The sequence below is a fragment of the Myroides indicus genome (assembly GCF_004364575.1).
Classification (GTDB): Bacteria; Bacteroidota; Bacteroidia; order Flavobacteriales; family Flavobacteriaceae; genus Flavobacterium; species Flavobacterium indicum_A.
Window position 1 is genome coordinate 16372 of sequence record NZ_SOAG01000003.1, and the last position, 24507, is coordinate 40878.

General features: G+C 31.4%; 25 protein-coding genes. 6 read left to right on the forward strand and 19 right to left on the reverse strand.

Features of this window, described 5'->3' with window-relative positions; genetic code table 11:
• Positions 1-14: 14 nt before the first annotated feature.
• Complete coding sequence (locus C8P70_RS01590; protein ID WP_133711606.1) at positions 15-383, forward strand: hypothetical protein; 369 nt, start codon at positions 15-17, stop codon at positions 381-383.
• A gap of 124 nt (positions 384-507) precedes the next feature.
• Positions 508-795 carry a DUF3817 domain-containing protein gene (locus C8P70_RS01595; protein ID WP_133711607.1) on the forward strand — a complete coding sequence of 96 codons (288 nt, stop codon included), beginning with the start codon at positions 508-510 and terminating at the stop codon, positions 793-795.
• Between the two features lie 17 nt (positions 796-812).
• Here the strand turns inward: C8P70_RS01595 and C8P70_RS01600 are convergent, their stop codons facing one another.
• Positions 813-1232, reverse strand: a complete 420-nt coding sequence (locus tag C8P70_RS01600) for an NUDIX domain-containing protein (RefSeq protein ID WP_133711608.1) — start codon at positions 1230-1232, stop codon at positions 813-815.
• A gap of 161 nt (positions 1233-1393) precedes the next feature.
• On the opposite strand from C8P70_RS01600, the gene C8P70_RS01605 reads away from it, so the two are divergent.
• Together C8P70_RS01605 and uvrB are read left to right on the forward strand one after the other, a co-directional pair.
• Entirely contained in the window at positions 1394-2635 is a 1242-nt protein-coding gene (locus C8P70_RS01605) for an OmpA family protein (RefSeq protein ID WP_133711609.1), read from the forward strand.
• Positions 2636-2727: 92 nt separating this feature from the next.
• The gene (gene uvrB, locus C8P70_RS01610) at positions 2728-4719 is read left to right on the forward strand and encodes an excinuclease ABC subunit UvrB (protein ID WP_133711610.1); all 1992 of its coding nucleotides are present in this window, start codon (positions 2728-2730) and stop codon (positions 4717-4719) included.
• Positions 4720-4739: 20 nt separating this feature from the next.
• On the opposite strand, the gene C8P70_RS01615 is transcribed toward uvrB, so the two are convergent.
• Together C8P70_RS01615 and ychF are read right to left on the reverse strand one after the other, a co-directional pair.
• Positions 4740-5630 carry a YihY/virulence factor BrkB family protein gene (locus tag C8P70_RS01615; RefSeq protein ID WP_133711611.1) on the reverse strand — a complete coding sequence of 297 codons (891 nt, stop codon included), beginning with the start codon at positions 5628-5630 and terminating at the stop codon, positions 4740-4742.
• A 142-nt stretch (positions 5631-5772) separates the two neighbouring features.
• Positions 5773-6867, reverse strand: a complete 1095-nt coding sequence (ychF, locus tag C8P70_RS01620; protein WP_133711612.1) for a redox-regulated ATPase YchF — start codon at positions 6865-6867, stop codon at positions 5773-5775.
• Between the two features lie 287 nt (positions 6868-7154).
• On the opposite strand from ychF, the gene C8P70_RS01625 reads away from it, so the two are divergent.
• Positions 7155-7400, forward strand: a complete 246-nt coding sequence (locus tag C8P70_RS01625) for a hypothetical protein (RefSeq protein ID WP_133711613.1) — start codon at positions 7155-7157, stop codon at positions 7398-7400.
• A 109-nt stretch (positions 7401-7509) separates the two neighbouring features.
• On the opposite strand, the gene galE is transcribed toward C8P70_RS01625, so the two are convergent.
• From galE to C8P70_RS01645, 4 genes are all read right to left on the reverse strand, one after another.
• Complete coding sequence (gene galE, locus C8P70_RS01630) at positions 7510-8520, reverse strand: UDP-glucose 4-epimerase GalE (RefSeq protein ID WP_133711614.1); 1011 nt, start codon at positions 8518-8520, stop codon at positions 7510-7512.
• A gap of 133 nt (positions 8521-8653) precedes the next feature.
• On the reverse strand, positions 8654-9448 hold the full coding sequence (gene nagB / locus C8P70_RS01635) for a glucosamine-6-phosphate deaminase (protein ID WP_133711615.1): 795 nt from the start codon (positions 9446-9448) through the stop codon (positions 8654-8656).
• Between the two features lie 818 nt (positions 9449-10266).
• Positions 10267-11364, reverse strand: a complete 1098-nt coding sequence (locus C8P70_RS01640) for a hypothetical protein (protein WP_133711616.1) — start codon at positions 11362-11364, stop codon at positions 10267-10269.
• A gap of 20 nt (positions 11365-11384) precedes the next feature.
• Positions 11385-12152: an RNA polymerase sigma factor gene (locus tag C8P70_RS01645; protein ID WP_133711617.1), complete on the reverse strand. Its 768-nt coding sequence runs from the start codon at positions 12150-12152 to the stop codon at positions 11385-11387.
• Between the two features lie 279 nt (positions 12153-12431).
• Here C8P70_RS01645 and C8P70_RS01650 point away from each other — a divergent pair, with 279 nt between their 5' ends.
• Complete coding sequence (locus tag C8P70_RS01650; protein WP_133711618.1) at positions 12432-12845, forward strand: helix-turn-helix domain-containing protein; 414 nt, start codon at positions 12432-12434, stop codon at positions 12843-12845.
• A 55-nt stretch (positions 12846-12900) separates the two neighbouring features.
• Here the strand turns inward: C8P70_RS01650 and C8P70_RS01655 are convergent, their stop codons facing one another.
• From C8P70_RS01655 to C8P70_RS01710, 12 genes are all read right to left on the reverse strand, one after another.
• Positions 12901-14037 carry a DegT/DnrJ/EryC1/StrS family aminotransferase gene (locus C8P70_RS01655; protein WP_133711619.1) on the reverse strand — a complete coding sequence of 379 codons (1137 nt, stop codon included), beginning with the start codon at positions 14035-14037 and terminating at the stop codon, positions 12901-12903.
• A gap of 11 nt (positions 14038-14048) precedes the next feature.
• Positions 14049-14696, reverse strand: coding sequence for an acetyltransferase (locus C8P70_RS01660; protein WP_133711620.1), 648 nt, complete (start codon positions 14694-14696; stop codon positions 14049-14051).
• A 53-nt stretch (positions 14697-14749) separates the two neighbouring features.
• Positions 14750-15424, reverse strand: coding sequence for a PIG-L deacetylase family protein (locus tag C8P70_RS01665; RefSeq protein ID WP_133711621.1), 675 nt, complete (start codon positions 15422-15424; stop codon positions 14750-14752).
• The gene (locus C8P70_RS01670; protein WP_133711622.1) at positions 15417-16376 is read right to left on the reverse strand and encodes a methionyl-tRNA formyltransferase; all 960 of its coding nucleotides are present in this window, start codon (positions 16374-16376) and stop codon (positions 15417-15419) included. Before C8P70_RS01670 ends, C8P70_RS01665 begins: the two co-directional genes overlap by 8 nt.
• A complete protein-coding gene (locus C8P70_RS01675) occupies positions 16369-16953 on the reverse strand; it encodes a sugar transferase (protein ID WP_133711623.1) in 585 nt (194 codons plus the stop codon). The genes C8P70_RS01670 and C8P70_RS01675 overlap by 8 nt, the downstream gene beginning before the upstream one ends.
• 12 nt (positions 16954-16965) lie before the next feature.
• Complete coding sequence (locus C8P70_RS01680; RefSeq protein ID WP_133711624.1) at positions 16966-18090, reverse strand: glycosyltransferase family 4 protein; 1125 nt, start codon at positions 18088-18090, stop codon at positions 16966-16968.
• A gap of 25 nt (positions 18091-18115) precedes the next feature.
• Positions 18116-19261, reverse strand: a complete 1146-nt coding sequence (locus tag C8P70_RS01685) for a glycosyltransferase (RefSeq protein WP_133711625.1) — start codon at positions 19259-19261, stop codon at positions 18116-18118.
• A 17-nt stretch (positions 19262-19278) separates the two neighbouring features.
• Entirely contained in the window at positions 19279-20376 is a 1098-nt protein-coding gene (locus tag C8P70_RS01690; RefSeq protein WP_133711626.1) for a hypothetical protein, read from the reverse strand.
• Between the two features lie 67 nt (positions 20377-20443).
• Positions 20444-20944 (reverse strand): acyltransferase, encoded by a 501-nt coding sequence (locus tag C8P70_RS01695; RefSeq protein ID WP_133711627.1) that lies wholly within the window; start codon positions 20942-20944, stop codon positions 20444-20446.
• Between the two features lie 2 nt (positions 20945-20946).
• Positions 20947-22122, reverse strand: coding sequence for a right-handed parallel beta-helix repeat-containing protein (locus C8P70_RS01700; RefSeq protein WP_166666159.1), 1176 nt, complete (start codon positions 22120-22122; stop codon positions 20947-20949).
• Positions 22115-23110, reverse strand: coding sequence for a hypothetical protein (locus tag C8P70_RS01705; RefSeq protein WP_133711629.1), 996 nt, complete (start codon positions 23108-23110; stop codon positions 22115-22117). The genes C8P70_RS01700 and C8P70_RS01705 overlap by 8 nt, the downstream gene beginning before the upstream one ends.
• A gap of 65 nt (positions 23111-23175) precedes the next feature.
• Positions 23176-24456, reverse strand: coding sequence for an oligosaccharide flippase family protein (locus C8P70_RS01710; RefSeq protein ID WP_133711630.1), 1281 nt, complete (start codon positions 24454-24456; stop codon positions 23176-23178).
• Positions 24457-24507 lie beyond the last annotated feature (51 nt).

Consider the following 24507-nt stretch of genomic DNA (forward strand, 5'->3'; position numbering starts at 1 on the left):
TAAATAATTTTACTGTGGAAAACGCTAATGCATTAAAATTGATCAAAAAAATTCAATCTGATCTTATCACTGAAGGACTTGTTATTGAAAACATTGTTTCTGATTTAAAAAAATTAAGAGAATACGCTTTATTAGAAGAAAAACCGGTTTTGGTAAAAGCGATTCGATTAACCTATGAACACATTTTAGAAAATGAAGCCTTCCTGATTGGCATACCAAATGACGAACCTATTGAAGAAGATCAAATTATCAATAATGAAGAAGCAGATGAAGAAAATAATTTAGAGAGCTTACAATATATATTGTCTTTATTTAAGGATATTGAAAACAAGCATAACTTAGCAGATTTAAGAGAATACAACACTAAACTTCAATCTTTCTAAAAAAATTATTATTTTTAATCTTAAAAGTAAACCAGCCCAAAAATTAACTTTAAAAAGTTTGTTTTTGGGTTTTGATATATAAATACAAATCATATTTTAGCTCAAATTTATAAAGACCATACAAATGCTTAAACTTTTTAAAAACGTAGCTCTTTTAGAAGGAATTTCACTTCTGGTACTTCTGTTCATTGCCATGCCTTTAAAATACTTTTTAGACCAGCCCGGAGCAGTCAGAATTGTAGGAATGGCTCACGGTATACTCTTTGTTATATATATAGTAATGGCAACCGTACTAAAAATAGATGAAAAATGGAGTTTTAAAAAATATGCAATTATTTGTGCTGCTTCTGTACTCCCGTTTGGTACATTTATTATGGAATACAAAATGTTTAATCAAAACAAAGTAAAATAAAAGCGGGATATCCGCTTTTATTTTACTTTGTTTAAAGCATCGGTTATAATTTGTAAATGGTCAAAAGCCAATGGGGGCAGATTATTAACAGCAAACCATTTTAATTCTTTTGCATCATCTGCTGCTTTTCCTTCCACAATTTCCTCTACCCTTCCACAATAGGCAATTGTAACGATATGTGATCTGGGATCTCTATGTGGTTTACCATAAGCTCCTATTTGACTCAATTTCTCTACAGTCAAAGAAGTTTCTTCTTTTAACTCTCTTTTAGCTGCATCTTCTAAATCTTCATTTTCATCTACAAAACCTCCCGGCAAAGCCCAAAAATTTTTAAAAGGTTCATTTTTTCTTTTTATTAAAAGAATTTTATCATATTCCGCAGTTTTTTTTAAAATAATTACATCAACAGTGACAAATATATTAGAAACATAACCCATAACGTTAATTAATTTTCATAAATCAATAAATATATAAAACAAATATCACATTTTTTTTTATTTTATGCTTTATAATTTAAAAGTTTAGATTATATTTGTCCCATGTAAGCGGTTAATCTACTAGGATTAATCAAAAATTAGTGGAAATTAAAAATACTATTATGAAGAAAATCACATTACCATTATTAGCGTCTTTGTTTGCCTTTGGAATGGTAAACGCACAGGACAAACCTTACAACAAATGGTCTATTGACTTGAATGGTGGATTTGCTAAACCAGCTAGAACACTTTCACCAGGCTATTCAGCCGAAACTTTCAAAAACCTTCATCTGGACGGAGGAGTGCGTTATAGTCTTAACAACAAATTTGGTGTAAAAGCTTCTTTTGGTTATGATAAAATCGATAATTGGACGAACAATGCAAATTTAGAATCCTCTTATTATAGAACAAGTCTAGAAGGTGTAGTGAATTTGGGACGAATTTTAAATTTTGAAAATTGGACAAAAGTAATAAATGTTCAAGCACATGCAGGAGGAGGATACTCTTGGTTAACAGGAGATGCTTTTTCAGGAAATGACAAAATGGGGCATTTAATGGCAGGGTTGACAGGACAAGTTAAACTTCATAGAAGAATAGCCCTAAATGCTGATTTTACAGTAATTCAAAATACACAACAAGATAAAAATTGGGATGGATTAAGCAACACAAATCGTTCTGTTTTTCAAGGAACAATGTTTAATGCAACGGTTGGTCTTTCTATCTACTTAGGTAAGCACGCTCAACACGCCGACTGGTATTCTGAAGAAAGTCAAATACAAAACCAATTATCTGATTTGGATAACAGATTGTCAAGAGTTGAAGATATGTTAGTTGACTCTGACGGAGATGGTGTGCCAGATTATTTAGATTTAGAGCCAAATACTCCAGCAGGTGCTTTAGTTGATTCAAGAGGTAGAAATATCGACAAAAACAACAATGGTATAGCTGATAATATTGAAGCTTATTTGGCTGAAAAATACGCTAAAGCTGGCGACCAAAAAATGAGTGCTGACGATGCAGCTGTTGTTAAAGAGTTGGTAAACAAAGGATATGTAGCTGTTTATTTTGACTTTGATAAAGCACAGCCTTCTTCAACAGACGGAATAAATTTCATTGTTACTTATTTGAAAAACAATCCATCTGCTTCAGTTGACGTAATTGGATATGCAGATGCAGTTGGAAATAAAGAATACAACAATAAATTATCTGAAAGACGTGCTAAATCTGTTAGTGAAATTTTAACGAAAGCAGGTATCAGTTCTTCTAGAATCAATACTATTGGAAATGGAGTTGATGACAGCGTAGCAAAAGATTCTTCTTCTGCACGTAAGATTGCAAGAAAAGTTGTTTTCAAAATCAAATAATTAAAAAAACAATTTTAAACATACTGCTAAGAGCGCAAGATAATCTTGCGCTCTTATTTTTTATAGCTAACTTTGTATGAAGTTATAAATATATGAGATTCACAATAAATTCAGAATACTCCCCAACCGGAGACCAGCCTGAAGCTATTAAAAAGCTAAGTCAAGGTTTATTAGATAATGAAAAATATCAAACATTAGTTGGAGTAACCGGATCAGGAAAAACATTTACTGTAGCTAATGTTATACAAGAAGTCCAAAAACCCACTTTGGTGCTGGCACATAATAAAACACTCGCTGCTCAGCTATATTCAGAATTTAAAAACTTTTTTCCTGAGAATGCTGTTGAATATTTTGTTTCTTATTATGATTATTATCAGCCTGAAGCCTTTATTCCTGTTACAGGGCAATATATAGAAAAGGATTTATCTATTAATGATGAGTTGGAAAAAATGCGTCTCAGTACTACTTCTTCTCTCCTTTCTGGAAGAAGAGATGTATTGGTAGTTGCATCTGTTTCTTGTCTTTATGGAATAGGAAATCCTGTTGAATTTCAAAAGAACGTTATTTCTATTGAATTGAACCAAGAAATCTCACGTACTAAATTCTTACACCGACTGGTTCAAAGTCTATATTCTAGAACAGAAGCCGATTTTACACCAGGATCATTTAGAATTAAAGGAGACACTATTGAAGTATTTCCAAGCTATGCTGATAACCCTTTCAGAATCCATTTTTTTGGTGATGAAATTGAAGATATTGAAGTTTTTGATCCGGTTAATGCCCAAGTAATAGAAAGATTTGATGCCTTAACTATTTATCCTGCAAATATGTTTGTTACATCACCTGACGTATTGCAAAAAGCTATTTGGGAGATACAACAGGATTTAGTTAAACAAATTGATTATTTTAAAGAACAAGGCAAACATTTAGAGGCTAAAAGATTAGAAGAAAGAACTAATTTTGATTTGGAAATGATAAGGGAATTAGGATATTGTTCCGGAATTGAAAACTATTCCCGCTATTTAGATGGCAGGGAACCCGGTACTCGCCCATTCTGTTTACTAGACTATTTTCCGGAAGATTATTTGATGATAGTCGATGAAAGTCACGTGACTATATCACAAGTTCACGCTATGTATGGAGGAGACCGTTCAAGAAAAGAAAATCTTGTAGAATATGGCTTTAGATTGCCAGCTGCTTTAGACAACAGACCCCTGAAATTTGAAGAATTTGAAATAATGCAAAATCAAGTAATTTACGTTTCAGCTACTCCTGCAGATTACGAATTACAAAAATCGGAAGGTGTTTATGTAGAGCAGTTAATTCGACCAACGGGACTTTTGGATCCTGAAATAGAAGTTAGAGCTACTGAAAACCAGATAGATGATTTAATAGAAGAAATTCAAAACAGAGTTGAGCTTGACGAAAGAATTTTGGTTACTACCTTAACTAAAAGAATGGCTGAAGAGTTGGCAAAATATTTTACTAAAGTAGGAATTCGCTGCAGGTATATACATTCGGACATTGATACTTTGGAACGAGTAGAAATTATGCAGGACCTGCGGAAAGGGCTTTTTGATGTATTGATAGGAGTTAACCTCTTAAGAGAGGGATTAGATCTTCCGGAAGTTTCTCTTGTAGCCATTTTAGATGCAGATAAAGAAGGGTTTTTAAGAAGTCACCGCTCTCTAACACAAACTGTAGGACGGGCCGCACGAAATATAAATGGAAGAGCTATTATGTATGCGGATAAGATTACAGACAGTATGCAGAAAACGATTGATGAGACTAATTATCGACGCAGTAAGCAAATGGCTTATAATCAAGCGCACAATATGACTCCTAAAGCTTTGAATAAAAAAATATCTAATGATTTAATTAAAAATTCATATGAAGATATACAAATGATTCAATTACAAAAGGTTGCTGAAAATGACATTAAATATAAAAGCAAAACTCAAATAGAAAAGATTATTAGAGAAAAACGAAAAGAAATGGAAATAGCAGCTAAAGATTTAGATTTTATCAATGCAGCAAAATTGAGAGATGAAATAAAAGTTTTGAAAGAGAAATTGAGTGAATAAACATTATCAACATGAGCTATTTATTTCTTTAAAACGTTTTTTTGTATTTCTACAGAGTAATTACCCGGAATAATTTTTTTTCCATACATTTCGGCATAATTTTTAGTAAACTCAGCGCCAAAATACAAAATCATTGCGGAGTAATAAACCCATATTAACATAACAATAATTGAGCCTGCTGCTCCATATAATGAGGAAGATGCTGTTGTACTTAAATAAAGACCTATTCCCCATTTGCCTACCATAAATAATACGGAAGTAAAAGAAGCTCCTACTGCTGTTTCTTTCCATCCTATTTTTCCGTTAGGAAGCGTTTTAAATATGAGCATAAATAAAAGAGTAGTGATAATAAAAACTACAACATTATTTAATAAGTTTATAAGGTAGATAGTTTCTTCTTTAAAAAAATCAGTTAGAAAATCATATAAAATTTCCACAAATGAGTTGATCATTAAGCTTACCAATAATACAAACCCTACAGAACCAATCATAGCAAAGGAAAGCAATCTGTTTTTTACAAATCTGACAATATTTTTATTCGGTTTAGCAGCCAACCCCCAAATATAATTGATAGAACTTTGAATTTCAGCAAACACCCCTGAAGCACTGAATAATAACACCACAATTCCTATAATAGTTGGCAGTGCTCCGGAACGATTGAGCTTCACATTATTCATTGCATTTTTAACTTCTTCAGTAGTGTTAGGCCCGATAAAATCTGTTAATTGCTGATAAAAGAAATCAGCTACTTCTTTTTGTTCAAAGAAAAAACCACTGGCAGAAATAATTAAAATAAGCAAGGGAGGCAGCGCAAAAATAGTATAATAAGATAAAGCTGCACTAAATTTCATAGCATTGTCATCAAGGAAATTAGAAACAGAACGCTTTAATAGCTCTATACTTTTTTTCATATTATTTGTATAAACAGATGAATTGAATACGATTCAAAAATTGCGCCAATATGATAAACAAATTAATGTAAAATAACCTTTAAAAGCAAAAAAGAGAAGTACTCTTTGCACTTCTCTTTTATAAATATAATCAAAAAAATAATTAGACATTAAAACGAAAGTGCATAACATCTCCGTCTTTTACAATGTATTCTTTTCCTTCCACCTTCAATTTTCCCGCTTCTTTTACTTTGGCTTCAGAACCAAAATTAACAAAGTCCTCATAAGCTATTACTTCTGCCCGAATAAATCCTTTTTCAAAATCAGAGTGAATTACTCCTGCAGCCTTAGGTGCTGTATCTCCTACATTTATAGTCCAAGCTCTGACTTCCTTTACTCCCGCCGTAAAATAGGTCTGCAGATTTAGCAATTTATAAGCTGAACGGATAAGTTTTGAAACTCCAGGTTCTTGTAGTCCTAAATCTTCTAAAAACATTTGACGTTCTTCAAAGGTTTCGAGTTCCGTAATATCTGCTTCTGTTGCTACGGCAAGTACTATTACTTCTGCATTTTCATCTTTTACCAATTCTTTTACTTTTTCTACGTATTCATTCCCATTTATTGCCGCGGCTTCATCTACGTTGCATACATATAAAACGGGTTTCTGGGTAATCAATTGAAACGAATCAATCAATTCTTCTTCTTCCTGGTTTTCAGGCTTTATAGTACGTACAGAATTACCTTTTAGTAAAGTTTCTTTAATTTTATCTAATAAATTAGCTTCTACCTGTGCGTCTTTATTTCCCGTTTTTGCAGCTTTCTTTACTTTTTCCAGTCGTTTTTCAACTGTTTCCAGATCCTTTAACTGCAATTCTATATCAATGGTTTCTTTATCTCTGACAGGATTCACATTTCCGTCAACGTGAACAATGTTATCATTATCAAAACAGCGTAAAACATGAATAATAGCATTACACTCTCTTATGTTTCCAAGAAACTGATTACCTAGCCCCTCTCCTTTACTCGCGCCTTTTACTAATCCTGCAATATCAACAATTTCTACAGTAGCAGGTAAAACACGCTCCGGATTGACTAACTCCTCCAATTTAGATAAACGAGTATCAGGAACATTAACTACGCCAATGTTAGGTTCTATTGTACAGAAAGGAAAATTTGCACTTTGCGCTTTTGCATTTGACAGACAATTAAACAATGTTGACTTTCCTACGTTGGGCAACCCCACAATACCTGCTTTCATATTTTATACCTATATAATCATTTTTACTGGTGCAAATATATTCAAAATAATAGAAGTTTTGGAAAATGATTTTTATACAAAATGATATCCATATTTAACAATGTAACCTATATCATTTTATTAAAAAACAAACTATAATTGTAGATATAAAACAAAAATAACATTATTTCATTTGAATAAACTTAATATTTAAATGTTTTTTTTTACTATTTTTTAAAAGCCCCCTGTTGTTTATGTCAAACTAATTTATAACTTTACAAGGACAATCACCAACTAAACACGCAATAATGAAAACGGTTTTTCCTAAACAACTTAAAATAATTGATTTAGAGACTGAATATAATAATTTCTTAAAAAAGCTTGAGAAAGCTCAGCTTAATAATCAAAAAACCATTTACTTAGATGAACTTTCATACGATTTACACTTAAAACTTATTAGCGAGAACTACAGAATAAAAAAGATTATAAAAAATTCCCTTGCTTTAGGATTTATAAGAAAAAGAACAAAACAGTATTGTATATTGCTTTCGTAAAAAATAAATGGATAACGTCTTATCTTACTTTTTTAATTTTCACACTTACACGCGATTTATCTATTAACCAAACAAAGCTTGTTATTAACGCAACAAGCTTTGTTTATTTTTATTTGTTTTTTTGTTCCCATTTCCACGCGCTTGCCAACATATCATCTAAAGTTTGAGTGGGCTTCCAATCTAAAGTTTGCTGAGATTTTGTATTATCCGCCCAGGCTTGATCAACATCTCCTAAGCGTCTTTTTTCTATTTTATAATTTAATTTTATACCCGTAACTCTTTCAAAAGATTGGATTAATTCTAAAACGGAATATCCTTTGCCATTTCCAATATTAAATATCTCTGTTTGTTCAGTATTTTGCTGTTTTAGCAAACGTTTTAAAGCACATACATGGGCTTTTGCCAAATCTATTACATGGATATAATCCCGTACGCAAGTACCATCTGCTGTATTGTAATCATCGCCATATACGGAAAGGTATTCTCTTTTTCCGATTGCCGTTTGGGTAATATAAGGAATCAGGTTGTAAGGTACTCCTAAAGGGGATTCGCCTATTAAACCGGATTCATGTGCGCCGATAGGATTAAAATAGCGCAGTAAAATGGATTGTAACGGGTAAACTGCTGATAAATCTGCAATAATTTCTTCTCCTATCTGCTTTGTATTTCCATAAGGAGATAAAGCTTTTTTTACAGGCGCTTCTTCCGTTATGGGCATACTGTCGGCTTGTCCGTAAACGGTACAGGAAGAACTGAATATAAATTTGTCTAATCCATGTTCTTTCATGGCCGATAAAATATTGATTAGCGAAAAAAGATTATTTTCATAGTAAAAAAGAGGTTCTTTTGTACTTTCTCCTACGGCTTTGGAAGCGGCAAAGTGAATAATACCAGCAATATCGCTGTGTGAATCGAAAAACTGATCGACTGCTGCTTTATTTCTTAAATCTATTTGATGAAACGCCGGCTTTTGATTTGTAATTGCCGTAATCCCTTCCAGTACCGAGCTTTCCGAATTAGAGAGGTTGTCGATTATTATTACTTCATAGCCTTCTTTTTGCAGCTCCACTACCGTGTGAGATCCGATAAATCCCAACCCTCCTGTTACCAGTATTTTCATGTTTATACTATATCTTTTGTCCGGTTTTAAAGAATATATAACTTAATTTACCAATAAACCGTTTATATCAACTTTACCTTTGTAGATTTCTAACCCTCACTTTTAAGTGAGTAATATAATTTATATTTATCTCTTATTTTGTCAACAAGGAGGCTGCTTCGGTATCTAATACATATTCTACATTGGGCAAATGCTGTAAATAGGTTGCCGGAACATCTGCGGTAATATTTCCTTCTAAGGCTTGTTTAACAATCCCTGCTTTTCTAGAGCTCCATGCCAATAAAACTATTTCTCTTGCCTGAGTGATTGTTTTTATTCCCATCGTAATTGCCTGAACGGGAACTTTTTCTTTTCCGCCAAAATCTGCAGAGGCGTCTTCCCGGGTCAAATCATTTAAGGTAACCAAACGGGTTATGGACTTCAACAAAGCCCCGGGTTCATTAAATCCGATGTGTCCTGTTCGTCCTATGCCCAGCAATTGAAAATCCAACCCGCCGCAATTTGCTATATTTTGTTCATATTGCCGACAATAAGCTGCTATGTTTTCCAAAGCTATACTTCCATCGGGAATATGGATGTTTTGGGGTAGAATATCAATATGATCAAACAAATTTTTGTTCATAAAAGACACATAGCTCTGCTCTTCTATGGGCTGCATGGGGTAGTATTCGTCTAAATTAAAGGTTATGACATTTTTAAAGCTCAACCCTTCGTTTTTGTGAAGCCGAACCAACTCTTGATATACTTGTTTGGGCGAAGACCCTGTTGCCAACCCCAAAATTGTTTTTTCTCCTTTACTTCCTTTTTTTGTGATTAAATCTGCTATGCGTTGTGCTACATATAACGAGGCATCTTTGCAATCGGCATAGATTTTTACCGAAGTTTTATTTTTGATTTTCGTAGCAGGCGATATAGCTGGATTTGTCATGTGTTTTTATATACTAAAAAGATGATTTAGCAAATATAAGTTTTTTTCTTTGTGAGTATAGGATGAGAATGGTATTTGTTTAAAAAGGTGATTAGTGTGAATTTTATTTTGAAACCGGATACCCAGAATTTATTGTTTTTTGTATTAAGTTGAATAATTAGGAATAACTTATTCAATAAATAAGAACAGAATTGGATGTCTTTATTCTTTTTTAATTTTATTATTTGGTTTTTAGTGGTTTACCTTTCTGCGTTGGATTGGGCATATGGGGACAAGGAAAGCTTGTTTGACCTGGGGAAATAGCTATTTGAACTGGTGGGTTTAAAAAAGGGTTTTTATCTTTTTGATACCAAAAAAGAGTTTTCTTTATTAACTTTTTTGAAACTGCAAAAAAGTAACAAAAAACAGTCTCGCTCCACCTGACTAAACGGTCTTTTTACGCTTTATTCAGGCACGAATACGAACTGCCTGCGGCTTGTATTCTTTTGCTCTTCATTTTAGCTTAAAGACACTCGTTTGTCAGCTGAGGCGGTTTGGTGCGGATGTTTATTTTTGGTTTGTCAAATTATAGTGGTGTGTTGGAATGTGTATTGTATTATACTGCGTTGGATTGGGGATATGGGACAAGGAAGGCTTGTTTGACTTGGGGAAAACACCTATTTGAACAGGCTGTTGTTTATCTGATTAGGAGATCAAATTTTTTGAATACTTAGGCATAATAATAAGTGAGCCCACGCATTGTATATGTTATTTACATTTAGTGAGTGTTATATTAAACCTCACCTTACGGGCGTACAAGCGCCCTCAACACCAGATTGTCAATCTGTAATAAGTTCTATTCCTACTTTGTCTGCTTTATATTTTATTTTAGTTATTAATTCATAATAACTCCAGTTTCTCAATACAAACTCTTCTTCTTTTGCTATTTCAATTTTATTTTGTTGATTTAATAATATTAGTGTTCCAGCTTGATGTTTAACACAAAAATCGATTAACTTTTTGCTGTATAGGTGTATGCGATGGTTGACGTAATTACTTTCTGTTTTGTTGTGATTGTTCACTGCTTTTAATTTTCTTTTTCTTCCTTTTCCTGATTTAGCATAGGTTGCTCCTACTTGTGTTCGTTTGCGAGATGCTTGTATAGCTAATCTTCTGTACAAAAATTCTTCTTTGGTACCTATAAAATATCTGGCTTTACCTATTTTTACTACTAAAGGATACTCAACGGATAAGGAAGCTTCGACAATTATTTCTGGTTTTAGGCAATGTATTTCCATTTTAATTTCAACTACCGCTAACCAAAATATTTTACCTTCCTTTAGTTTTATATGAGAAGTGCATAGTTTGATTTCACTATTTATAACTTTTTCCAACAGCGTTTTTTTGTCAGTAAAATCTTTTCCTAAATACGTTTTAAAAGGAATTTGAAACAAGCGGAAACAAAATGCTTTTTTTTCAGCATTATATGATAATCCACTGATACCTTCAAGTCCGAAGGGAAATGCCATGTCTCTCCTAAAATTTTTTAACGAACGTTCTCCAGTCCAATATTCTTTACTTTCTTTTTTAAAAAGGGTTATTAATGTATTATTTAAACAGGATAATATGTTTGTTGGGACTTCACCTTTAAAACGATCTGACACTACACGATAAGTTGTATTGATACGTGAGCGCTGCAATATTCCGCTTTCGTCTTTTTTTTCATCGGTCAATTTGTATTTGATTCCTTCTGACAGATAAAAGAATTCTTTTATCATCTCTTGTATATAAAGATAAGAAACTATTAAATTTGCGGCTCTAAAACATCTATTTTGCCATCTGTAAAGGGTATCCAGTGCTTCTTTTCTTTCTTCTGTTGTAGGAAGGTCAATCAATAACTGGATTTTTCGGGTTAACTTTAATCTTGGTTGTTCCATATCAAAACAGATTATAATGATTATTTCATATTGTACTGAGCAAGCTTATAGGCTGTCATAAATTCTTGGTGTACTTGTTTTTGGGACAGATTAAGTTTACCGGCAATTGCTGCAAAGGAAAATTTATTTTCGTATCTCATTTTTAAAATTAAAGACTGTTTTTCTGTGATACCTACTTGCGTTTTTGTATGAGCAGCTATTTTTATTTTATTCTCAAGCTTGTTTTCCTTGTTTATTATCTTTTTAATATCCTCAATAGTACGTTTAATTTCGTTACTGGTTTCTGTAATTCCTTTTCCCATTACTTTGGCAATCGCTTTATAGTGAAAGCCATATTTTAAGCACAACTCTATCAAATGCTTTCGCTCTGCACTTAAAAGTGGTAAAACTTTTATAACTTCTTCAAATTGGTTTTGATTTATTTCTTGCTCTTTCAGGTTTTGGATTACATCTGCCGGATCATATCCTGCTAAATAGCTTTGATAATTTTCATAACTCTCCAAAGACCTAACTGTTTTAAAAAACTTATTTCGAGGTTTGGCATAATGTGAGAAACATTCTCTTTTCATCACAAATCTCAAGAAAAAATAGATATGCATGGGATCTCTGATTCTGTCTCTACAATTCCATAATTTTAAAAAAGTATCCTGTACCAGGGTTTCTACAACAAATTCGTCATCAATTATTTTTTTGCCCAACCAAAAAATACTTTTCCCATACCGAGCATAAATTTGTTGTAAAACGTCAGGATTACCGTTTTTTAATAATTCAAAATTTGTTTTCATCATATACTTTTTTATTAAGTTATTCCCTCCTTACATCTTATCTTGTACAATAATTATTGCTCTTTTAAAATCTTTATACATCAAAGTTTATTGTAAAAAAATCGGTAACAAACCATAAAACAGTGTATCATACTCTGCAATTCCGGTATTTTACTGACAACTGTTTCTTATCTATAAAAATGCGGCAACAGATGTTCTGTATTTTAATCAAATAAAGTTAGATGAGGGCTTGTGTAATTAGCAAAAACTGTCTACATTTGAAAGACTAGTGCAGTACAGTTCATGGAACATATTAAGAAAAAACATATCGGGCGCAACATTTGCCGCATACGAGAAATGAAGGGCATGAAGCAGGAAACTCTTGCCGAATTATTGGGTATTAGCCAACAAAAAATGTCAGTCATCGAAAATACTGAAGAGTTAGACGATTCTAAACTACAGGAAATTGCCAATGCTTTGGAAATTCCCGCAATTGCTATTAAAGAATATTCGGATGAAAGAATGATTAATTACGTAAATAATTTTTATGATAATAGTTCATCACAAGGGAACAGCTTTAATCAAGGACTTTATACATCTTTTAATCCGTTAGACAAACTTGTGGAAACCTACGAAGAAAATAGAAAGCTGTATGAGCGTTTGCTTCAGGCAGAAAAAGAAAAGATTACCTATATAGAGCAATTGCTTAGAAAATAAACCACTATGAACTCATAGTGATTTATTTTGGAAAGATTAGTTTTATTGTTATAGGTTATTTCCCAAATACCTCTTTTACTTTAGATGCAATTCTGTTTCGTTCTTCATCGGTAAGATTAGAACCGGACGGCAAACACAAGCCGTTTTTAAATAATTCTTCACTTACTTTTCCTCCATAGTATGGTGTTTTAGCAAATACTGGTTGTAAGTGCATGGGTTTCCACAAGGGGCGGGATTCTATATTATCTTCTAAAAAGGCGAGACGTAAATCTTCTCGTGTTTTTCCTGTAACTTCCGGATTAATTAAGATAGCTGATAACCAATGATTAGAATAATACTCTTCCGTTGATTCAGTAAATAAGGTTATTCCGTCAATGTCTTTGAAAAGTTCTTTATAAAACTCGTTCATTTTTCGACGAGCTTTTACCCTATCATTTAGAACTTCCATTTGTCCGCGACCGATTCCTGCACAGATATTACTCATTCGGTAGTTATATCCAATTTGAGAATGTTGATAATGTGGGGCGTTGTCTCGCGCTTGTGTGGATAAAAACACGGTTTGATCTTTATCTTCCTGAGTGCGGCAAACTAAGGCACCTCCTCCTGAAGTGGTAATGATTTTGTTGCCGTTAAAGGACAATACGCCAAAACGCCCGAATGTTCCACAGGCTTTCCCATTGTAGGTTGATCCTAAAGCTTCGGCTGCATCTTCAATTACAGGAATATTGTATTTGTTAGCAACTGCCAGTACTTCATCTGCTTTAAAAGGCATACCGTATAAATGTACGGCTATAATTGCTTTTGGCGTCTTTCCTTTTTCGATACGGTCTTTTATGGCTTCTTCCAAAGCAACCGGGCATATATTCCAGGTATCTGGTTCTGAATCTACAAAAACAGGTGTGGCCCCCTGATAAGCAATTGGATTGGCAGAAGCCGAAAACGTCATGGACTGGCATATTACTTCGTCGCCCTGCCTTACGTCACATTCAATTAATGCCAAGTGCAATGCTGCTGTTCCAGCAGACAATGCTGCTACTTTAATATCTGCTTTTAAATAGTGTTCTAAATCAGCTTCGAAACCGTTGACGTTAGGTCCCAAAGGTGCTACCCAGTTGGCATCAAATGCTTCGTGGATGTATTTTAGTTCATTTCCTCCCATGTGTGGTGAGGATAACCATATTTTATTTTCCATGCTTTTTATTTTTATTCATTAAATTTTATAGGTTTAGCAGGAATACCCACTGCAGTACAATTTGCAGGTAATGTTTTAGAAACCACGGCCCCTGCTCCGACTATCGTATTCTCCCCTATTTTTAGTAAATTTATGATTTTTGCACCAGTTCCTATATACACACTTTTTTGAATATGCACTTCTCCAGAAATATTTACAGATGGCATAAAAGCACAATAATCTTCAATAACAGTGTCGTGACCAACTGTACACATTAGATTAAAAATGACAAAATCTCCAATTTTAATATTACATGTAATTATAGTTCCTTCACAAATAATTGTTCCACTCCCTATTAATACATCGTCGTTAGATATAGAAACATTAGGATGGATAATAGTAGGATAAACAATGTTTGAATTAATTATATTGTCTAAAATTTTCTTTTTTATTTTTGGATCTCCAATTGAAACAATTAAAGCCAACCCTTCTTCAACTTGATTTAATTCTTTGATTCCTCCTAAGACAGGAAAATTATTTATAATAGTTCCTTTGTCAATACCGTCATCATAAAAACCAATAAAATTATAAGTATTAGGTTTCTTCTTATTTATTGCATCAATAATGGTTTTAACTTCACGACCAAAACCACCTGCACCGAAAATTGCTATATCTTTCATGAAAATCTATATTAATTCTAAATTGACAATCTGCCTGTTATATTTAAACTATTTTACATCCTAATTTGTCTTTCTACAATAAAAGCTTCTGCTCTATCAACTCCAATAGTGGCTCCTCTAAATTTTGCTAATGCTTCGAACGCTTCTAAAGAACGCGAATGTGGAAATGCTTTAATTTGGGATTTAAAACAATTCATTGCCTCTTCTTTTTTATAAAACACATTCGTTACATCAACAAAGTGATTTGGTATAAATGGTCTCTCTTGCATTGGTGTCCATTCCGTTTCTGATAGTGTTTCATAACAATAAATATTATTAATCTTATGATTTCCCTGAGGTCTCGCTGCCACCAAAGCTGCTCTGTATATTGCTTTATGATCCTGATGAATGTCACCAGGGTGGGGCAAATACAAGTGTGTAGGACAGAAGCTCTGAAATATATTAGATAATTCTAATGATATTTTATATTCAGGAAAAGCATTAAGTGCCGGTGCAGGAAATTCTAAAAAAAGTGTTTTAGTAATTCCTAATGATTTATGAGCCTGTATAGCTTCGCCTCTTGTATTTTCTACATCAATATCAGAGAAAAGTTCAGGAGCTCCTATAGAAGCATTAGTTGCTATAACCACCATTACTTCATCTCCCTGTTGTATATGTTTTGCAATGGTTGCACCACAACCGATAATTTCATCATCTGCGTGAGGTGCCACTACTATTATCTTATTCATTTTGTAAAGATTTTAAGATTGACTTTATTTTAAATATTTCATCTTCTATATTGTACCCTAATTTATCACCTACATTGATTTTCAAATTTTCAGTTTTTTCAATGTTTTTAAGCCAAACCAAACCTGTTCCGCACTGTACTAACAATCCTCTTTTATCATCCGTTAATAAAATACGTCCTACAACTCCTTTAATAGGAATCTTTGTTTCAACTTCACTTTTCCAGATAATAACTTTAGCATCTTTAAAATATGTGTAAGCTCCGGGATGTGGATGTGTACTAGCTTTAATAAGTCTGTCAATATAATTAGCTGAATTATTCCAGTTTATATTTCCGTCCTCTAAAGATCGTTTTCCATACCAACTAGCTTCTTCTTCATCTTGAATAATAGGTTCCCACACTCCTTTTTTAAGTTCGGGAAGCCATTTATCCAAACTTTTTATGATTGCTTTTTCTATTTTTTGCTCAACAGATGTAGCATCATCTTCTTTTTCTACTAAAAAGGTTTCCTGAACAAAAACAGGTCCATCATCTGCACCTTTTCCCATTAAAAAAAACGTAGCTGAACCAATAGACTGTTCTAAAGTAATCCACGCTAAGGGAGCCCTACCACGTCCTTTCGGGAGATACGTTGGATGAAAGCCTATACAACCCAAGGAAGGCATTTGAAGCCACTCTTCTGATATTAATTGTGAAAAACCAACAGCAAAAATTATATCAGGTGCTTTTTCTTTTGCCCAAATAATATTTTCTATCTCATTAATTCTTACAAAACCTTTATAAGCTATGCTCAGATTTTCTGCTTGTGTCTTTAAATCAGTCCATCCTGAAACCCTTTCTATCATCGCTGGCTCGTGTCCCAATACACCAACAATATTAAATCCATGTTTTACTAATTGATTCAGAATATGCTTTGTAGTATTAACAGCACCTATAACTAAAATTTTATGCATTTGGTCTTTTTAAAAATTTTTCTTCTCCTAAGAGTACTATTAAAATAGTTTTCAAAATGATTTGTAAATCTAACAAAAAAGAAATATTTTCTACATATTGTCTATCGTATTTCCACCTTTCCTCCCACGATAAATAAATATTCCCCTTTGTCTGAGCCAATCCAGTCATTCCAGGTTTTACTAAGATTCTGTATTTACCATCTTCATTGAACTCATTAATCTGAAATGGCATGCAAGGTCTTGGTCCAACTAATGACATATCACCTTTAAGGATATTTAAAATTTGTGGCAATTCATCAATCTTAAATCTCCTTAAATAATAACCAACTTTTGTTACTTCCGCATCTCCTTTTAAAATTTCACGATTTACATCTCGTTTTTTATCAGTCATAGTCCGAAATTTATATACACTAAAAATTTCACCGTTTTTACCTAATCGTTCCTGTAAAAAAAATAGGGGACCTTGTGAGCTGATTTTTATTAAGACAGCAGAGATTAGCAAAATAGGAAAAATAAACAGCAATACTAAAAGTGCTATTATAAAATCGAACAGACGTTTAAGGTAGTTTCTGTACATTAGGTTTAAGTCTTATAAGTCTTTCAAAGACTCCAATATAATATTATTCACAATTTTAACATCAAATTTACTTTCGGCTAATAACCTACTATTTTTTCCATATTCTATTATTAAATCCTGATTTTTACAGAAAAACTCCATTGCTTCGATAAGATTTGAAACATTATTTTTTTCAATTAAAATCCCATTATAATCTTTAATTACCGTTTCTCTACAGCCAACATTGTCCGTTGTTATGATTGCTCTTCCTAATGCCATTGCTTCTAATATAGAGCGAGGAACACCTTCTCTATAAATTGAGGGTAATACAAAAACCGAACTTTCTCTAACATAATCAATGACGTTATTTACATGCCCAGTAAAATTAACAAATCCTTTTTCCCTTAATAATTCATATTCTTCTTTTTGAATTGCTTCAGGATTTCCCTCATCTACAGCACCAACTACAGTAAATTCAATATTATTATATTTATCTTTTAAAATTTCAGCAGCCTTGATAAATACATCTATCCCTTTCGCTTTAATTAATCGTCCAACAAAAATAAATTTAATAATTTCTGTTTGAGGTAAGGAATAACTATACTTTTCTATATTTATTCCAGACCCCGGCGTTATAGTATTTCTATATTTTAAAATTCCTTTATCTTTAAAATACATTAAATCATCATTGTTCTGAAAAACAACAATGTCATTTTTTTTAAAACTTAATTTATATAAAAAAGTCATAATTGACTTTGATATTTTATCCCTAAAAGTTTTTGACTCCAAACCATAAAAGCCCAATCCTGTAATCCAATTCAAAGACTTTATGTTTGAACCTATTTTTGCTATATTTGAGTAAACAACTGGTTTTACAGTGTACGGTAAGATAAAATCAGGCTTTTCTTCTTTATATATCTTTCGCAATTCACGGATAGTGTTTATATCTTTAATCGGGTTAAATCCATTTCGTTCTAAACTAAAAACTCTAAAACGTACCCCAATACTAGTTAAAGTTTTAATAGTATCAGCATCCTTTTCAGGTCCTAATGCTACAACTTCATATCCATGTTTAACTAGCTCTTTTAGCAAATCAAATCTAAAATTTACTAAAGAGCTTGATAAGCTACTAATTACAATTATTTTCTTTTCTATCATAAGAATTCTTTTTTTAATTTATTTTCTAATATCTATGATAAATTGAAATTAGGTTTTTTGCCATTTGATTAATTGAAAATCTTTCATTCATATTTTGCTTAATTTCAGAAGTTTTATTTCCAGTCTTCCCTTCTTGAATATCATTGATAATCTCTGTAAGTTTGAGAACGCACTCTTTATTGTCTATTGGAGAAAAGAAATATTTATGATAGTAATTATGAACCGATTCAAAATGAGGTTTTATGCTTGAAGCACATATGGGCAATTCAAGATATTGAGCTTCAATAATTACATTTGCAAAACCTTCAAAAATAGAAGGAAAGAAAAATAAATCAGATTGTTTTAACCAAGTACCTACATTTTTAGAAAATCCTATAAGATGCACATTATTTTGTAGTCCAAGGTTTTGTACCGAATCCTCAATCTGTTTGCGTAATTCACCATCACCTAATAAAATCAAATGATAATTGTTTATAATGGGATTTAACATACTAAAACTTTCAAGCATAAAAAGATGATTTTTTTGCTCTTTAAAGGTACCAATATGAATAATTTTAAAAGCATTATCACCTAATTTTTCAACATATGATTTTGCAAAATCATCCATTATAACATCTTGTTTTTTGGTTAAATACTCAAAGTCAACTCCATTATATAATACTGTAAATTGTTTTGAGTTTTTCCAATCAGGAAAATTTCGATCTAAATTAGATCTTGAGTGCCCTACAATTAGTGAAGCATATTTTTTAGTAAGAAATTTATGCATACGTAAATAGTACTTACGTATTTTAGCTAGTAAGGGCTTTTTTGTCCAACTAATCAAAGTTGCAGGAAATTCATTATGTATAGAAACTAAAAAAGGAATATTTAAAAGTTTACAAGCTAAAGCAAACCCTCCTGATGTATAACTTAATCGACTGTGAATTATATCAAAATTATTTTTTTGTGCTATGAGAAATAATTGGATAAAGTCCATAAAAAAACTTCCTGTTTTTTTTATATATACTATATTCACGCCTTTCAATTTAAAATCATCTTCTAAATTTCCTCCTTTTTTGAAACAGCATATAGTCATTTCAATATTTTCTTTTTGCAATTCAGGCAAACAGTGAAAGAGAGTTTTTTCTATTCCTCCAATAGAAAGAGAATGTAACAATGTAAGTACTTTCATATAATTGAAATTCTATATTAATTCTTTTTAATTTTAAACAATAAGACAAATAAAACAAAATCAAAAAAGCCAATAAACATAATAGCATCTGTATAAGATCTTATTAATAAAACCAACGACAACATCACGAAGATAAAGGATTTAAAAAAGTTTTTAATAAAAAGCTGAACAATAAATCCAATAAACAATATAAACATTAAACCAAAGCTAGAATGTCCGCCAAGAAAAGAGTTATGGAAATTACCATTGAGAATAGTAAACGGATATTGATCAGAATTTACTCCTAATAAAAATGTATAAAAATCTAATTTGTCTCGATAGCCTACAATCATTAAATCACGTTCGTAAGATTCAAATCCTCTTTGATCAAATCTTTGCAACCCAGATTCTAATAAATCATAAAATATATATACTACAGAAATTGTAAAAATGGCTATCAACAAAGTAAAAAACATTTTCTTTACTATTGAAAATCTCTTAAGATTATACCATAATACTACAAATAAAAGTAAAAAAGAACACACAATATTACTTCGTCCTAAGGTAACTAAACACAATAATAAAGTTAGAATTGCAGGCAATAAATTGAAATGTAAATTAGCATTTTGAATGTTTTTCTTTCCAACTTCTGCTACATAATACAAGACACATAGTCCTAAACTAAACCAACCTACTATATTTTTACTAGATCCAGGAAAAATAGCATTAATGTAAATCCCTCTAACAAATATAAGATATAGCATATACATTACATATATATACAATCCCCACTTTATCACCACTGAATTTATATTATATCTAATCAACGTTATAAAAAGAGCAAAATGTACCATAACTCTAATAGGAGTATAAGTAACTCTATCTTGAAAAAGAAATAGACAAGCACTAGAATAGATTGCAAATAATAAGAAAATCCAAAGTAAGCTATAATGTTTTTTTACAATATAATTGAAATTTGCAATAAATAAATACAATCCTAATAACACAATTAAAGAGTTAATAAGTATCAACTGAAATTCATATAATGAAAAAAAACAAAGAAGAAAATATAGTGCAATTATACTTGTATTTAGATTGTCTTTTTTTCTACCTGTTGATAATTTAATTGTATCCAAAATGCCTATTAATTTACAAATGTTTTATTTATTTAAAAATTAAATCATTAATAATGAAAGAACCTAATTAAAGAAATTTTTCTTGTTTTTTCAGAATCTCATAATGATCTATATCTCTGTTTTTAAATACTTTAGCAGGATGTCCTCCTGCTATAGCATACTTAGGTATATTTGAAACAACTGTACTTCCTGCCTGTATTATAGCCCCTTCACCAATAGTTATGTTACCTAAAATTATAACATTATGTCCTAACCATACATTGTCTTCTATCGTTATATTACTGTTTATATATGTTTTATCATAAGGAATACACTCCCCTTCGTAATTATGATGTTGGGCAATAATTCTGCAACCATCGCCAGAGTGAAAATTATTACCTATTCTAACAATTCCACCCTTTGAAATTTTCATTCCATTAAAATTTACGTTTTCACCTAAAATAACATTTTTACTTAAAATTGTTCTCCTATTAGCTTTAATTTTTTTTCCATGGGAGTAACATTTTCTCTTTACATATTCAGACCAGAAATATGATCTAAATTTAGAATATAACTTTACAAATATCATTTCTATAATTTTTTTACTTTATTTAAAACTTCTTCTACAAAATATTTTTGTTTACTATTTATTTTCCAATTATTTTCTAAAATAGTTATATTTTCAAATTTTACTTTCGGGTTAAAACCATATTCTAATACTCTGTCTTTTTTAGGTGAAAATCTTACTGGTAAATCATCTTTATTCCAAATCCACTGAGAATTTTTAAAAACAATTTCTCCATCTATTTTTAATGAGTTTTCATACTTACTATTTGAATCGTCTTTTGATCGTCCACTAATCCGTACTGCATATAGAGATTCTATGTCTTTATGGTTTTCAATTGTAATATTTACTTTTGGATCTAATTTTTCTTTTTGCTTTAACAGTAGTTTTGCCAGATGAATCATTATTCCATCCCCTTTGCTATTGTAAGTAGTTATGTCTTTTATTATAATATTTTTTAGGATATCTGTTGGGCGATTTGGCTCAATATCAATCCCGCTTTGAGGAGCCGTACCGTTTGTATCGGAAATAAGACCATTATTTAAAAATAAATCATCCACCGAAACGATTGTGATACCATTTCTTCTGGCACGATGTATGTTAAAATGATTAACAGAAATTTTTTTACTTTGGATTTTCCCGTTTCCTCTGATATAAATCCCATCTCCCCAGCAATTTGTAATGGTTGGAGCATAAATATTGACATTTTTACTTCCTTGAATCCTGATTCCCATTCCCCATTCTCCTTTACTAATCAGATGCTCCTCTCTATCTCCTTCTATATTGGCAAAGTATACATCAACATTTTCCACATCTGTTAAGTCGAGAACGGTATAGTGAGTTTCAGCATTAGGTTTCATAATTAACTTTGAATGTTCTCTAAAAACAAGTTTAGTATTACTCTTCAGCTGTATTCCTTTTTCATTAACCAATAAAGGATAATCCGGAAGTACTAAAACACCGCCCTTATCAATACCTTGTTGTAACTCTTTTGTATAATCAACATTACCTTTTTTTGAATGCTCAAAAGGCAAATAGGTTGAAAGTTCATTTCCTTTTGCAATTAATTCATCTCTTTTCTGAAAATATTCTTGAGGTATAGTTGAATTAATTTGTTTTGCCAACTCATTATATGAATTCTGTCCTTTACAAGAAATAAAACTAAAAACTATAAATATTAAGCAAAAAAATATTTTATTCATGATATTTATATTTTGGTAAGTCGGGATACAACGTACTTGTTTCTCTAATGACATATATATCTGCATTAAACTTACTTTTTGCTAGACTTTTTAAAGCCATAATGTATTCTTTAATGGTAAAAGGGCGCGTAGAAGTATCCATATGCTCGTGTCCACCTCCAACAGTTCTGGTGTGATTAAATCTACTTAGTTCTCTCAACATCGGATAACGTTGAAAATAATCTTCATTATCATAAAAATGTCCCCCATCATTCATATCTATTCCACATAATACTATTTCTTTATAACCAAGCATCAGGGCAAAAGATATTAATTCTGTAATTGTACTTCCTATTTTTGGAATAGGTTGTATTTCATCTTTTATTTTATAAAATCCTTTTTCATATAAAATATTTAAAAGTATATCAGGTGGTATTTTATTTGAAGAGCTAACAGGCAATTCTGCTAATAATGAACATTGTCCATTTGTTACACTTTCAATGTTTATGCCTAATTCTGTCTGGTAAAATTTTTGTCTGTTTACCGCGTCTCCCCTTATAAAAAAATCAATATCTGTATAGTATTCTTTTTTATCTAACAGCATTTTACTAACCATTTTGTTATGTCTGTATGAACGTGACTGTAATTTATCGTTTTTCGGTTCAATAAGAGATTGTGCTATATATCCCGAAGGTACAAAATCATTACAAAACCATTGATTAAATCCCCAAGAATCATTTTCTCTGATATAATTCCATTCTTCTTTGCTAAGTTCATTCACAGAAGGACCACTTCCTAATATAAACAGACTATTATGTTTTTCTTTTGTAAGCTTTTTACTTTCTATTAACTTAGTAGTAGTTTTGCCTAATTTTTTGTATCTATAAACAGATGTCAATGATTCAAGTGAAAAATAAAGTACAGATGAAGCTGATTTTAAATCATATACCGCTAAACTTTTGAATAGACTTAACAAACTAAATAATTGGCTTTTAGATTGTATTAGCAAAAAACAAAAATTTTTAAAAAAAACGAAACACCTATTTAACATATAAAAAATTTAAATATTTAATTTTATTTTTTAATAAATTTAAACCAAGGCATAGGGAATAACTTATTTGAATACCACCATACCGATACAAACATAAATATATAAGAAATTAAAGTAGCTTGGGCAGAACCTACAGGTCCGTTTAATTTAATTAGAACCAAATTCGCCAAGATATTTATAGCAGCCGCAGAAAATGTAATTATTCCTAAATATGAAGTTTTTCCTACATGCACCCCGTACGGAAAAACTAATGTATACATTCCAAAAAAGGCATACCCTAAAGCTACCCAAATAACATATACAAAAGCACCATGGTACTCTTTTGTTGTCATATATGGAAGCAAGAAATATGAGATAGTTGTAATTAACAAAGCTATTAGTATAAAACTTATACAAGTTATATAAGTTGCTTTTACAATTTTGATTTTATTTTCTAATTTATTTTGTGCTAGTAATTCATACATCCAAGGTGTCCAAGTTTGATTAAATGCTGTAGTAACTAATGTCATTATCATACCAAACTGATAACCTACTGTATAAATTCCCATTTCAGCAGTACCCACCATTTGGTCTATGATAATCCGGTCGCCAACTGCCATAATTACCCCTCCCAGTGCGTGTGGTATCAACGGTAAAGATATTCGTAAAATTTCATTGATTTGAGATTTATCAATCTCAATTAGTAAATACCCATTTTTCCACATCCTAAAAACGGAAAGTCCTCCGATAATAACTGTACTTATCAACATACCAATAGCCCGTCCTTCCCAACTGAAACTATAAACAACAATCAGAAGAATGGTTATAGATAAATCTATGATTGTTTTGGATATTTCAAAAGCGCCGTAAAACAAAGGCTTTTTGCTATTTCTAAGTATAGATAAATTAAAATCATTTAAAGCTCCCATATAAGCCATAATCGGTAATGCGTATATCCAACGAGTCGGGATTGAAAAGTGATTACCCCCTAAAAGCAAATATATTGAAAGAATCAAAGTAACAACAACAGTAGTTGTGGTCAAAACCACTACTAAATTAAAAATTACTTTAGCTAAAAATTCTTTAGATTTTGAAAAGAAATTTCGAGTAATATTGTTTTGCATATTCATACCTATAAAAGGCATTACAAAACTAATCATTACTTGATATAATGCTAAAATACCGTATTCCTCCGGAGATAAGTATTTCGTCAATATGGGAAGTAATAAAAAAGGGATTGCCTTATTGATTACAGAACTTCCAAGATAGACCGCAAATCCTTTGAAAAAACTAGCCTTTAACAAAGACATTATTTTATCTTTCATTTAAAAATTAAGTACTTCTATTAATATTCACCCTTGTTTATTCCAATATCT